Origin of the sequence: Corallococcus llansteffanensis, from assembly GCF_003612055.1 — a bacterium.
Lineage (GTDB): Bacteria > Myxococcota > Myxococcia > Myxococcales > Myxococcaceae > Corallococcus > Corallococcus llansteffanensis.
In genome coordinates this window covers 1-14,393 of the sequence record NZ_RAWB01000239.1, presented here as the reverse complement: position 1 = coordinate 14,393, position 14,393 = coordinate 1, and the positions used below count along the sequence as shown (strand labels likewise).

4 protein-coding genes and 1 pseudogene are annotated in these 14,393 nt (G+C 69.8%); all 5 read right to left on the bottom strand.

The features are described 5' to 3' along the window. The coding region (locus D7V93_RS21995; protein ID WP_120645283.1) for a non-ribosomal peptide synthetase at positions 1-11,555 on the bottom strand (11,555 nt) is incomplete at its 3' end. A gap of 333 nt (positions 11,556-11,888) precedes the next feature. Then, positions 11,889-12,839, bottom strand: coding sequence for a bifunctional UDP-sugar hydrolase/5'-nucleotidase (locus tag D7V93_RS21990; protein WP_208723105.1), 951 nt, complete (start codon positions 12,837-12,839; stop codon positions 11,889-11,891). Positions 12,840-12,905: 66 nt separating this feature from the next. Continuing rightward, positions 12,906-13,031, bottom strand: coding sequence for a hypothetical protein (locus D7V93_RS47425; protein WP_267577721.1), 126 nt, complete (start codon positions 13,029-13,031; stop codon positions 12,906-12,908). Beyond that, on the bottom strand, positions 13,028-13,891 hold the full coding sequence (locus D7V93_RS21985) for a tetratricopeptide repeat protein (RefSeq protein ID WP_120645282.1): 864 nt from the start codon (positions 13,889-13,891) through the stop codon (positions 13,028-13,030). Before D7V93_RS21985 ends, D7V93_RS47425 begins: the two co-directional genes overlap by 4 nt. 88 nt (positions 13,892-13,979) lie before the next feature. Next, positions 13,980-14,393, bottom strand: a pseudogene (locus D7V93_RS21980) (tetratricopeptide repeat protein); the annotation flags it as partial.

Genomic DNA, 14,393 nt, shown 5'->3' with positions numbered 1-14,393 from the left:
TTCGTCTCTTCCTCTTCGAACGTCTCCTGGGCCCACGTCAGGAAGGCCACGGCGTTCCGGTGCGTCACCGCCACGCCCTTCGGACGGCCCGTGCTTCCCGACGTGTAGATGAGATACGCCGCGTTCTCCGGCTGTACCTCCACCGACACCGGCGAAATGGGCTCCTCCGCCAGAGCCTCGTCACGGTCCAGGCACACCGCCTGCGCGGTGAAGGCCGGCAGGGATTCCAGCAGGTGCGAATGCGCCACCAGCGCCGGGCCCTGCGCGTCCTCCAGCAGCCAGCCCAGTCGCTCCTTCGGGTAGCTCGGGTCTAGCGGCAGGTAGGCGCCGCCTGCCTTCAGGATGCCCATCGTGCCAACCACCACGTCCGCCGTGCGTTCCACGCACAGGCCCACGCGTGACTCGGGCCCCACGCCCAACGTCCTCAGCCGGTGCGCCAACTGGTTCGCCTTCGCCTCCACTTCCCGGTACGTCAGCCGCTGCTTGCCGCTGATGACCGCCACCGCGTCGGGCGTCATGCGCGCCTGCGCCTCGAAGAGCTGGGGAATCGTCGCGTCGCGCGGGTACTCCGCCTGCGTCTGGTTCCACGTCACCAGCACCTGCTGACGCTCTGCCTCCGTCAGCATCGGCAGACGGCCCACGGCCTCCTCCGGCTTCGCCACCACTCCTTCCATCAGCACGCGCAGATGCTCCACCATCCGGCGGATCGTCCCGGCCTCGAACAGCTCGGTGCTGTACTCCACCGCGCCGCTCAGCCCTTGCGGCATCTCCGTGAAGAAGACACTCACGTCGAACTTCGACGTGCCCGAGCTCAGCTCCACTGGCTTCAGCACCAGCCCCGGAAGCTTCGCTTCCTCCATGGGCATGTTCTGCACCGCGAGCATCGTCTGGAAGAGCGGCGTGTGGCTCAGGCTGCGCTCCGGCTGCAATGCCTCCACCAGCTTCTCGAACGGCACCTCCTGGTGTTCGTACGCCCCTAGCACCGTCTCCCGCACCTGCCCGAGCAGCTCGCGGAAACCAGGCCCCCTCGACAGGTCCGCCCGCAGCACCAGCGTATTGACGAAGAAGCCGATGAGGCCCTCCACCTCCGAGCGTGTGCGCCCCGCGATGGGGGAACCCACGCTGATGTCCGGCTGCCCCGAGTAGCGCGCCATCAAGGCCTGCCAGCCCGCCAGCAGCACCATGTACAGCGAGGCACCCTCGCGCCGGGCCAGGTCGCGCAATCCCTGCTCAAGCACCTGCGGCCATCTGAAGGACTGGACCGCGCCAGCATTGCCGCGCACCGCCGGCCGGGGGCGATCCGTAGGCAGTTCCAGCACGGGCGGCGCGCCCACGAGCTGCTGCTTCCAGTAGTCCACCTCACGCTGCAACGTCTCGCCTTGCAGGCGGCTCCGCTGCCACGTCGCGTAGTCCGCATACTGCACCGGCAGCTCCGGCAGCGGGGACGGACGCCCTTCCGCGAACGCGGAGTACAGCGTGCTCACCTCCCGCACGAGCACGCCCTGCGACCATCCGTCCGACACGATGTGATGCATCGTGATCGCGAGGATGTGTTCCTGTTCATCCAGCTTCAGCAACCGGGCTCGGACCAGGGGACCGGCGTGGAGATCGAAAGGCTTCAGCAACTCCTGCCCGAGCTGATGCCGAGCCTCTTCTTCCCGCCGTGACGCCTCCAGCCCTTGGAGCTCCACCACGTCCAGCGGCAGGTCTGCCTCCGCGTGGATGACCTGGATGGGCTGGCCATTCTCCTCCGCGAAGGTCGTCCGCAACGCCTCATGACGTCGCATGACTTCGCGCAGCGCCTTCTGCAGGACCTCCTGGCGGAGCTCGCCTTCCAGGCGCACCGCCACCGGCACGTTGTACAGAGAAGTGCCTGGCTCCAACTGGTCGATGAACCACAGCCGCTGCTGCGCGAACGACAGCGGCCGGGCATTCTCCCGCGCTGCCCTCTCCAGCTTCACCGTGTTCGAGCCAGACGTCTTCTCCAGACGCTGGGCCAACCCCTCCACCGTGGGCGCTTCGAACAAGGCGCGCAGCGGCAGCTCCGCACCCATCTCCGTCCGCACCCGTGACGCCACCTGCGTTGCCAGGAGTGAGTGGCCACCCAGCGCGAAGAAATCGTCCTTCACGCCCACCTGCGGGATTCGCAGCACGTCAGACCAAATGGCCGCGAGCTTCGCTTCGAGCTCCGTGCGCGGTGCTTCGTAGGTACTGCCAGCCTGCGGCGCCTCCGGCTCCGGCAGCGCCTTGCGGTCCACCTTGCCGTTGGCGTTGAGCGGCAAAGCCTCCAGCACCACCACCGTCCCGGGCACCATGTACTCTGGCAGTCGCTGACGCAGGCTTGCCTTCAGCCACTCCGCCTCCAGCGTCGCTCCGGGCTTCGCCGCCACGTACGCGACGAGCCGCTTCTCCCCGCCCTCCCCCTTCGCCACCACCACCGCGTCCTTCACCGCCTCCTGTTGGCGCAAGGCCGCCTCGACTTCGCCCAGCTCGATGCGGAAGCCCCGCACCTTCACCTGGAAGTCCACCCGGCCCAGGTACTCCAGCACTCCGTCCGCCCGGTACCGCACCCGGTCTCCCGTGCGGTACATCCGGCTGCCCGCGGGGCCGTGCACTTCCGGCAGGAACTTCTCCGCCGTGAGTTCCGGCCTCAGCAGGTAGCCACGCGCTTGGCCCTCACCCGCGAGGTACAACTCTCCCGCCACGCCCACCGGCACCGGTTGCAGGTACGTGTCCAGCACGTACGCACGGGTATTCGTCAGAGGACGGCCGATGTTCGGCACTTCCTCTCGTCCCACCAGCGACCACGTCGAGTACGTCGTGTCTTCAGAGGGGCCGTAGAGGTTGTACAGCTTGCGCACCGTGGGGACGCCGTACACCTGCTTCGCCAGCGTCTCTGGAAGCGCTTCACCCGCGAGGTTCACCACGCGCACCGACGGCGGCACCGCGCCCAGCCTCACCAACTGCGCCATCGCCGACGGCACCGTGTTGATGAGCGTGACTTCGGCTTCCACCTTCTCTTCGGCCAGGTGCAGCGCGTTGCGCACCACCACCACACTGCCGCCTCGCACCAGCGGCGCGAACAGCTCGAATACGGAGAGGTCGAAGTTGAGGGACGTCGCAGCCAGCACCGCCTTTGTCTCTTCCTCTTCGAACGTCTCCTGCGCCCACGTCAGGAAGGCCACGGCGTTCCGGTGCGTCACCGCCACGCCCTTCGGACGGCCCGTGCTTCCCGACGTGTAGATGAAGTACGCCACGTTCTCCGGCTGCACCTGGATGTCCGGCGCCCTGTCCGACTCCGTCGCCAACGTCGCGTCTGTGTCCAGGCACACCGCCTGCGCGGAGAAGGCCGGCAGGGATTCCAGCAGGTGCGAATGCGCCACCAGTGCCGGGCCCTGCGCGTCCTCCAGCAGCCAGCCCAGGCGCTCCTTCGGGTAGCTGGGGTCCAGCGGCACGTAGGCGCCGCCTGCCTTGAGGATGCCCAGCGTCCCCACCACCACGTCCGCCGTGCGCTCCACGCACAGGCCCACGCGCGACTCGGGACCCACGCCCAGCTTGCGCAGCCGGTGCGCCAACTGGTTCGCCTTCGCTTCCACTTCCCGGTACGTCAGCCGCTGCTTGCCGCTCACCACCGCGATGGCTTCGGGCGTCTTCCGTACCTGTGCCTCGAAGAGCTGGGGAATCGTCGCGTCGCGCGGGTACTCCGCCTGCGTCTGGTTAAACGTCACCAGCACCTGCTGACGCTCTGCCTCCGTCAGCATCGGCAGTCGGCCCACGGCCTCTTCTGGCTTCGCTAGCGCGCCCTCCATCAACACGCGCAGGTGCTCCACCATCCGGCGGATCGTCCCGGCCTCGAACAGCTCGGTGCTGTACTCCACCACGCCGCTCAGCCCTTGCGGCGTCTCCGTGAAGAAGACACTCACGTCGAACTTCGACGTGCCCGAGCTCAGCTCCACTGGCTTCAGCACCAGCCCCGGAAGCCTCGCCTCCTCCATGGGCATGTTCTGCACCGCGAGCATCGTCTGGAAGAGCGGCGTGTGGCTCAGGCTGCGCTCCGGCTGCAATGCCTCCACCAGCTTCTCGAACGGCACCTCCTGGTGTTCGTACGCCCCCAGCACCGTCTCCCGCACCTGCCCGAGCAACTTCCGGAACGACCAGGCCCCATCCACCTGTGCACGCAACACCAGCGTGTTGACGAAGAAGCCAATCAGCCCCTCCACCTCCGAGCGCGTGCGCCCCGCGATGGGGGAACCCACGCTGATGTCCGGCTGTCCCGAGTAGCGCGCCATCAAGGTCTGCCACCCCGCCAGCAGCACCATGTACAGCGAGGCACCCTCGCGCTGACCCAGGCCGCGCAATCCCTGTTCAAGCGCGTGCGACCATCGGAAGCGGTAGGACTCGCCAGCATTGCCTCGCACCGCCGGCCGCGGGCGGTCCGTGGGCAGCTCCAGCACGGGCGGCGCTCCCACGAGCTGCCGCTTCCAGTAGTCCACCTCGCGCCGCAACGTCTCGCCCTGCAACTCCTGTCGCTGCCAGGCTGCGTAATCCGCGTACTGCACCGGCAGCTCCGGCAGCGGCGACGGCCGTCCTTGCGCGAACGCCGCGTACAGCGCGCTCACCTCCCGCACGAGCACGCCCACCGACCAGCCGTCCGACACGATGTGGTGCATCGTGATGACGAGCACGTGCTCCTGCACATCCAGCTTCCACAGCCGTGCTCGGACCAGCGGCCCCTGCTTCAGATCGAACGGCTTCAGCATCTCCTGCGCGAGCTGACGCCGTGCCGCCTCCTCCCGCTGGGTCTTCCCGAGCCCCTGGAGCTCCTCCAGCTCCAGCGGCAGGACCGTGTTCGGGTGGATAACCTGGATGGCCTGCGCGTTCTCCTCGGCGAACGTGGTCCGCAGGGCCGCGTGGCGACGGACGATTTCATGCAGCGCCTGCTCCAGCACCTCCTGGCGCAGCGTGCCCTCCAGCCGCACCGCCACCGGCACGTTGTAGAGCGCGGTGCCCGGCTCCAGCTGATCGATGAACCACAGCCGCTGCTGCGCGAAAGACAGGGGGCGCGGAGCGTCACCTCGCACCGGCCGAGGGCCCTTCGTGCTGGAGACCGCGGCCTCCTCGATCCGCTGGGCGAGCGCCTCCAACGTCCGCGCCTCGAACAGCGTGCGCAACGGCAGTTCCACGCCCAGCTCCGAGCGGAGGCGTGAGGCCACCTGCGTGGCCAGCAGTGAATGGCCTCCCAGCGCGAAGAAGTCGTCCTTCACGCCCACGCGGGGAACACGCAGCACGTCGGCCCAGATGGCCGACAGGCGCTCCTCCGTCTTCGTGCGAGGTGCTTCGTAGTGGGCGCCCTCACGGGGCACGTCCAGCGCGGGCAGGGCCTTGCGGTCCACCTTGCCGTTGGCGCTCAGGGGCAGCGCGTCCAGCACACCGATGGCGGACGGCACCATGTACTCGGGCAGCCGCTGCCGCAGCGCTGCTTCCACCGCCTTCGGATCCAGCTCCTGTCCCGGCTTCGCCACGAGCCAGGCCACGAGCCGCTTGTCTCCGCCGACGTCCCGCACCACCACCGCGGCCTCCGCCACGCTGGCGTGCAGGGTGAGCGCCGCTTCCACTTCGCCCAGCTCGATGCGGAAGCCGCGCACCTTCACCTGGAAGTCGGTGCGCCCCAGGAACTCCAGCGTGCCGTCCTCCCTCCACCGCGCCTTGTCGCCCGTGCGGTACAGCCGCGCTCCCGGCTCCGTGCCGAAGCCGTGCGGCACGAAGCGCTCCGCCGTCAGGTCCGGTCGATTCAGGTAGCCCCAGGCCAGGCCCTCTCCGCCCACGTACAGCTCACCCGGCACGGCCACGCCCACCGCGTCGCCATGCGCATCCAGCACGAACGCGGTCGAGTTCCCGATGGGCCGGCCAATGGGAACCGAGGACTCCAGCGTCGAACCCTGCCGCAACGCGTGGGTGGTGGAGAACGTGGTGTTCTCCGTCGGGCCGTAGCCAGCCACCAGCACCATCCCAGGCTTCAACCGGGCCACGTGCTCGCGCATGCGCTGTACCGGCAGCACGTCCCCACCCGAGAGCACCTGCCGGGTGAGTGACAGGGCCTCGGCCTGATTCAGCGCCATCTGCTCGTAAAAGGCCGCCGTGAGCCACAGGGCCGTGATGCCCTCCTGCTTCAGCAGCGCGCCCACTTCGTCCAGCGTGAGCGCGTGCGGCGGCGCCAGCACCAGCTTCGCGCCATGCAGCAGCGCGCCCCACACCTCCAACGTGGACGCGTCGAACGCCACCGGCGCCAATTGCAGCCAGACCTCCTCCGCGCCGAAGCGCATGAAGTCATTGCCCAGCACCAGGCGCGTGATGCCCCGGTGCGGAATGCACACCCCCTTCGGGCGACCCGTGCTGCCCGACGTGAACATCACGTAGGCCAGGTCGTCGCCGCCCACCTCCACGTCCGGTGCCGTCTCCGGATGGCGAGCAAGCTGCTCCCACACCGTGTCCAGGCACAGCCGCCTGCCAGCGCTTTCCGGCAGTCGCTCCAGGAGCGGCTGCTGCGTCAGCGTCACTTCGACGCCCGCGTCCTCCAGCAGCAACGCGATGCGCTCCGCCGGGTAGTTGCGGTCCACCGGCACGTACGCGCCGCCAGCCTTCAGGATGGCCAGCAGCCCCACCACCATCTCGAACGAGCGCTCCACGTACACGCCGACCCGCGTGCCCCGCTTCACGCCCAGGCCGCGCAGGTGGTGCGCCAACTGGTTCGCCCGTGCATCCAGCACCCCGTACGTCAGCGTCCGCCCGTCCTGCGCCTGCTTGAGCGCCACCAGCTCTGGCGTCCTGCGCGCATGCGCCGCGAAGCGCGCATGCACCGGCGCCTCTCGCGGGTACTCGGCCGCCGTCTGGTTCCAGGCCTTGAGGACCTGCTCGCGCTCCTGCGCATCCGACATGGGAAGGCGGGTCACCGCCTCCTCGGGTCGTGACAGCGCGCCTTCCAGCAGCACGCGCAGGTGCTCCACCATCCGGCGCACCGTCACGGCCTTGAACAGGTCCGTGCTGTACTCGAGCGTTCCCCGGAGCCCTTCGTCCTCTTCCACGAAGAAGAGACTCAGGTCGAACTTCGCGGTGCGGCTCTCCAGGAGCACCGGCTTGAGCGTCATGCCCGGCAGCCGCAGGTCCCCTTGCGGCACGTTCTGCAGCGTCAGCAGCGTCTGGAACAGGGGCGAATGGCTCAGGCTCCGGTCGGGTTGGAGCACCTCCACCAGCTTCTCGAACGGCACCTCCTGGTGCTCGTAGGCTTCGAGCACCGTGCCTCGCACCTGCTTCAACAGCGCACGGAAGGACCGGTCTCCCTCCACCTGCGCGCGCAACACCAGCGTGTTGACGAAGAAGCCGATGAGGCCTTCCAGCTCCGAGCGCGTGCGGCCCGCGATGGGCGACCCCACGCTGAGGTCCGTCTGTCCCGAGTAGCGCGACAACAACACCTGCCAGCCCGCCAGCAGCACCATGTACAGCGAGGCGCCCTCGCGCTGGGCCAGCGCCTTCAAGCTTCGCGTCAGCGCGGGGGACCAGTGGAAGAAGTGCATCGCGCCCGCCTGCCCCCGCACCGCGGGCCTCGGCCAGTCGGTGGGCAGCTCCAGGACCGGCGGCGCTCCCGCGAGCCGCTGCTTCCAGTAGTCCACTTCCCGCTCGAGCGTGTCGCCCTGAAGCCAGCCGCGCTGCCAGGCCGCGTAGTCCGGGTACTGCACGGGCAGCTCCGGCAGCGCCGGCGTCTGGCCTTGCACGAACGCGGCGTACATCGCGCCGACCTCGCGCACGAGCACGCCCAGGGACCAGCCGTCCGACACGATGTGGTGCATCGTGATCGCGAGCAGGTGGTCTCGTTCATCCAGCCTGAGCAACTGCGCGCGAACGAGGGGCCCTTGCGCCAGGTCGAAGGGCCGAACCCCCTGCGCCATCACCTGACGACGGGCTTCATCCTCCCGGAGCCCCGCGTCGAAGCCGCGCAGGTCCACCGTCTCCAACGACATCGCGGACGGCGGGTGCACGACCTGCACGGGCGCTCCGTCGCGCACGTTGAACGTCGTGCGCAGCGCCTCGTGCCGACGCAGGACCTCGTCGAGCGCCGACTGGAGCGCGGGCACCTCCAGCACTCCCTCCAGCCGCACCGCCAGCGGTACGTGGTAGAGCGGGCTGCCCGGCTCCAACTGGTCGATGAACCACAGCCGCTGCTGCGCGAACGACAACGGTCGGGCGTGTTCCCCCTCCGTCGCTTCCATCGCCAGCAGGTTCGGGCGGGACGCCTGTTCCAGGCGCCGGGCCAGGGCCTCCACCGTGGGCGCTTCGAACAGCGCGCGCAGGGGAAGCTCCGCGCCCAGCTCCGTGCGGACGCGGGACACGACCTGCGTCGCCAGCAGGGAGTGCCCTCCCATTTCGAAGAAGTTGTCGTGCACGCCCAGGCGCGGCACCCGCAGCACCTCCGCCCAGATGGCCGCCAGCTTCGCCTCCACCTCCGTGCGTGGCGCCTCGTACTCCTGCTCCGAGCGCGGGGCCTCCGGCTGAGGCAGGGCCCTGCGGTCCACCTTGCCGTTGGCGCTCACCGGCAGCGCGTCCAGCACCATGAAGACGGCGGGCACCATGTACTCGGGCAGCCGTTGACGCAGGTGGGCCTTCAACTCCATCGCATCCAGCGGCGCACCCGCCTTCGCGACCACGTACCCCACCAACTGCTTGTCCGCGCCCACCACGCGCACCACCACCACCGCCTCCGCCACGCTGGCGTGCAGGGTGAGCGCCGCTTCCACTTCGCCCAGCTCGATGCGGAAGCCACGCACCTTCACCTGGAAGTCGGTGCGCCCCAGGAACTCCAGCGTGCCGTCCTCCTTCCACCGCGCCTTGTCACCCGTGCGGTACAGCCGCGCTCCCGGCTCCGTGCTGAAGCCGTGCGGCACGAAGCGCTCCGCCGTGAGCTCCGGTCGGTTCAAGTAGCCCCAGGCGATGCCTTCGCCGCCCACGTACAGCTCGCCCGGGATACCGATGCCCGTCAGGGCTCCGTGCGCATCCAGCACGTACGCGGACGAGTTCCCGATGGGCCGACCAATGGGAACCGAGGCTTCCAGCTCCGAGCCCTGCCGCAGCGCATGGGTAGTGGAGAACGTGGTGTTCTCCGTCGGGCCGTAGGCAGCCACCAGCACCATGCCCGGCTTCAACCGGGCCACGTGCTCGCGCAGGCGCTGCACCGGCAGCACATCACCGCCCGTCAGCACCTGGCTCGTCAGCGCCAGGGCTTCGGCCTGATGCAGCGCCATCTGCTCGTACAGGGCCGCCGTGAGCCACAGGGCCGTGATGCCCTCCTGCTTCAGCAGCGCGCCCACTTCGTCCAGCGCCAGCGTGTGCGGCGGCGCCAGCACCAGCTTCGCGCCATGCAGCAGCGCGCCCCACACCTCCAACGTGGACGCGTCGAACGCCACCGGCGCCAGCTGCGACCAGACCTCGTCCGCGCCGAAGCGCATGAAGTCATTGCCCAGCACCAGGCGCGTGATGCCCCGGTGCGGGATGCACACGCCCTTCGGGCGGCCCGTGCTACCGGACGTGAAGATCACATACGCCAGGTCGTCGCCGTCCACCTCCACGTCCGGCGCCGTCTCCGGATGGCGGGCAAGCTGCTCCCACGCCGTGTCCACGCAGAGCGGTGCGCCTGCCCCCGCGGGCAGCTTCTCCAGGAGCGGCTGCTGCGTCAGCGTCACCTCGACGCCCGCGTCCTCCAGCAGCAGCGCGATGCGCTCCGCCGGGTAGTTGCGGTCCACGGGCACGTACGCACCGCCAGCCTTCAGGATGGCCAGCAGCCCCACCACCATCTCGAACGAGCGCTCCACGTACACGCCGACCCGCGTGCCCCGCTTCACCCCCAGGCCGCGCAGGTGGTGCGCCAACTGGTTCGCCCGTGCATCCAGCACCCCGTACGTCAGCGTCCGCCCGCCCTGCGCCTGCTTGAGCGCCACCACCTCCGGCGTCCTGCGCGCCTGCGCCGCGAAGCGCGCATGCACGGACTCTTCTCGCGGGTACTCGGCCGCCGTCCGGTTCCAGTCCACCACGAGCTGCTGGCGCTCGGCGTCGCCCATCAAGGGCAGCCGCGAGACGGGGACCTCCGGATGCGCCGCCACGCCATCCAGCAGCACGCGCAGGTGCTCCTCCATCCGCGCCAGGGTGGCGGCGTGGAAGAGGTCGGTGTCGTATTCCAGGTAGCCGCGCAGCCCCTGCTCCGTCTCCGCGAGTTGCAGGAGCAGGTCGAACTTCGACGTGTGGGTATCCACCTCCATCGCATGCAGCTTCATGCCCTGCACGGCCACGGGGCCGCGAGGCGCGTTCTGCAACGCGAACATCACCTGGAAGAAGGGGCTGCGCCCCAGGTCGCGATCCGGCTGGAGCGCCTCCACCAGTCGCTCGAAGGGCAGGTCCTGATGATCCGTCGCGCCCACCTGCGTCTCGCGCACCTGATGCAGGAGCGCCTGGAACGAGGGGTCCGCCTGGAAGCGCGTGCGCAGCACCAGCGTGTTCACGAACATGCCGATGAGGCCTTCCAGCTCCGAGCGGGTGCGGCCCGCCATCGGAGACCCCACGCTCACGTCGTCCTGCCCGGAGTAGCGCGACAGCAGCGTCTGCCAGCCGGCCAGCAGCACCATGAACAGCGTGGCGCCTTCCTGCTGCCCCAGCGCCTTCAGCGCGTCCGACAGCCCGCGCGACCACTGGAAGGGGTGCCGCGCGCCGCGGAAGCTCCTCGTCGCGGGCCTCGGCTTGTCCGTCGTCAGCTCCAGCGCCGGCGGAGCGCCCTGCAGCTGCTCGCGCCAGTACCCGAGCTGCTTGTCCAGCAACGCGCCCTGCAGGCTGTCCCGCTGCCAGGCCGCGAAGTCCGCGTACTGCACCGCCAGCTCCGGCAGCGGCGAGGGCTGCCCCTGCGCGAAGGCGTCGTACAGCACCGCCACCTCGCGCACCAACACGCCCAGCGACCACCCGTCCGAGACGATGTGGTGCATCGACACCAGCAGCAGGTGCTCCCGCTCCCCCAGCCGCACCAGCAGCCCGCGCATCAACGGGCCCTTCGCGAGGTCGAACGGGCGCAGCGCCCCCGCCTCCACCCGGCGCCACGCCTGCGCCTCGCGCTCCGCCGCGTCCCCTTCCGACACGTCCACCCGCTCCAGCTCCAGCACGGGCGTGTCGAGGAAGTGCTGCACCGGCCCGGTGTCACCGCCGTGGAAGGTCGTGCGCAGCGCTCCGTGCCGCCGCACCACCTCCAGGAGCGAGCGCTCCAGCACCGCCACGTCGAGCGCGCCCTCCAGCCGCACCGCCACCGGCACGTTGTAGAGCGGGCTGCCCGGCTCCAACTGATCGATGAACCACAGCCGCTGCTGCGCGAACGACAGCGCCGCCGGTTGCGAGCGATCCCTCGCCATCAGCAGGCCGCGACCCGTGTTGCCCGTGGCCAGCTTCTGCGCGGCCAGCTTCTTCAGGAGCTCCGCGCGCTTTTCCGGAGACAGGTTCGCGATTCGCTTCGACAGGTCGCTGCTGCTCATCGAACTTACTCCGCACTCTGGACGCGACACGGCCCGCGAAGGACGCCCGGAACTCCGGGCACCCTGGGTCCCTCAACGTTGCGTCGGCTGTTGTCGCGCACGCGCGGCCCACCGCTCTGGAACGAGCGGCGTGGGGTGGCCGGGAAACCTGCTGTTCACATTATTCGCTCGTGTAGCGGCCTGCCACGCGCACACGCCCCGTTCACGAACGGCACGGCTTGCCCGCTCCCCCGTGGGCCGGACGCAGCCCGGAAGCGCCCGTGACAAGTGCGTGAAACAACATGTTTCACGCACGGGTCTCAGAACTTGAGGAGTTGGGCGCCGCGAGGAAGGTCAGTGACCCGCGGAGCCGGGTGGCTCGACGCGTTCCACCTGCTGCTGGACCCCGGGATCGGAGGCCACGTCGGCGCCCAGCTGCACGTACGACAGCAGGTAGGTGCGGCCCCCCGTGGGACCACTGGCCGCCGCCGTGCGTGCCAGGGCGTCGCGCCGGGCCTCGAAGGAGGCCAGCGTCTCCTGGAGCGAGCGGCGCGTGTCCTCGTTCTTCTCCGCCTTGAGGCGCTCGCTCACCCGCGCGATGTTCGCCTCCACGAGGCGCTGGCTCTCGCGGGCGCGGTTCGACTCGGACAGGTCGGTGAAGGGGCTGGTGCCCTCCACGGACACCTCCAGCTTCGCGACCTGCCGGCCCCGCTCCCCGGGCGGCACCAGCGTGGACACCCCCTGGCGCTGCGCCATGCCCACGCCCCGTCCGTCGTGCGATTGGACGACGAAGTCCACGCCGTCAGCGCCCTGCGCCAGCCGCACGGCCTCCACGTAGGGCACCGCCGCCAGCACCACCACCAGTTGCACCTGCTCCTTCTCCCGCAGGCGCTTCACCTCGGCCGCCACCGCCGGCTGCACGGGCTGGCCCTGGACCCCCTCCGGCAGCAGGGCGGAGCCGTCCGTCCCTCCCGCCGGGACCTTGGGGTCCGGCGACGCGGGCGACACCCCGACGATGCCCACCTTCAGGCCTCCCGCGGTCGTCACCACCGACGCGGGGAAGAGGTGCTGGCCCTTGGCGTCCACGAGGTTCGCGGACAGCAGCTTGAGCTTCGAGCCCTTCGTCTTCTTCTTCAGGAAGTCCACGCCCAGCACGAGGTCGCGCTGGCCCACGGCCATGGCCGTGTAGCCCTGCGCGCCCAGCTGCTCCAGCAAGAGCCCCGCGCGCAGCTTCGCCGTGGGATCCTGGCCGTCCGCCAGACCCTTGAAGAGCGCGTTGCCCGCGTCCAGCGCGAGCACCGGCACGCCTTTGGCGCGCTCCTGATTCAGGACCGTCTTTCGTCTGGCCAGACCGCCAGACGGGTTGTGGCGTCAACCACAGGGGGCGATTTCGCCCCCGTTGTCTCCGGTGAAGAGCAGCACGAGCTTCTTCGGCGCGGCGCCCGCCACCAGCGGCAGGAGTAGCAGCGCCAACGCGGCCAGCCGGCGGGGGCTCACTTCTTCCCCTTCTTCGGCGCGGGCGCGGCCTTCTTGTCCAGCTCCGCCAGCTTCGTCTTGGCCGCCTTCGCGGCGTCCGACTTGGGGTAGCTCTTCACCAGCTCCTCCAGCGCGAGCTTCGACTCCTCCTTCATCTTCAGCTTCTGGAAGCAGTCGGAGGAGCGCAGGTACGCGTCCGGCGCGGAGGCCGTCTTCGGGAAGTCCTGCACCACCTTGCCGTACTCGAAGAGGGCCTCGCGGCACTTCGCTTCCGTGAAGTACGTCTCACCCAGGCCGAAGTGCGCCTCGCCGACGAGCGCGTCCTTGGCCCACTTCTTCACGAACTCGTTGTAGAGCTGGCGCGCCACCAGCACGTCCCCCGCCTTGGACTTCTCCTGCGCGAGCGCGAGGAACTCCTTCTTCTCCGTGGGGCGCTGGAGCTCGTCGGCCTTCTTCTTCGCCTCGGCTTCCTTCACCGCCTCGGTGCCCTGGAGCGCCAGCAGCCGCTGGTTGGTCTCCTCGGTGCTCTTGCCGAGCGCCGCCTCCAGCTCGCCAATCTTGTAGAGGTACGTCTCCACCTGTCCGCGCAGCTGCGACAGGTCCTCCACCGTCTTCTGGAACTGCACGCCGATGTCCGCGTCCTTGCGGCGCGCGGCGGTGTCCAGGCTCTGCAGGGCCTGGGTCACCTGGGCGACCTTCTCGTCGATCTTCGGCAGGGTGGCGGCGAGCTGCGAGCGCGCCTCCTTCAGCTCCGCTTCGAGCCGGGCGTTGTCCGCCCCGAGCTTGTCCACCTTGGCTTCAAGGGCACGGCCCCGGTCGGCGGGGTAGAAACATCCGGGAACGGCGGCGGTCAACAAGGCGACGAGCACGAGCCTGCGCATGGGGCCGACATCCTAGGTCCAAAGCCCTCCGCGTGCCGCTTCTGTTTGTCCCCCGTCGCCGTCCAGGCGGGCGACCCGCCCCCTGCCTTCAACCGGGGCTTGCGCCCTCCAGGCGCTCCACGGCCCTGGCGCACGCCACCCGGAGCCGGGGCAGGTTCAGGAAGAAGGGCACCGGCCGCGCCCGGCCGGAGTCCACCGCGTCCCGCGCGCGGCGGTACTCGAGCACCGCCGCGTCGGGACGGCCGCATTGCTCCAGCAGCAGCCCCAGCAGGTAGCGCGCGGCGACGTGGTCCGGGTCCAGTTCCAGGCACCGGCGCAGGTCCCGCTCCGACTGCTCGTCGGGGACACCGGTGGAGGCCCCGTCCAGCACGCACGAGAAGAGCCAGTCCGCTTCCGCCATCGTGTCCGAGGTCGGCCCGGGGGGCGGCGGCTCCGCGGGGACGACGGTGGGCTCGGGCCCCGGCTCCGCCGCGCGGGCAGGGGCCCGAGCCCACCGTCGTCC

Excerpts from the sequence above, each read along its gene's own strand:
- D7V93_RS21985 (WP_120645282.1), bottom strand. The coding sequence starts at position 13,891 with ATGCGCAGGCTCGTGCTCGTCGCCTTGTTGACCGCCGCCGTTCCCGGA.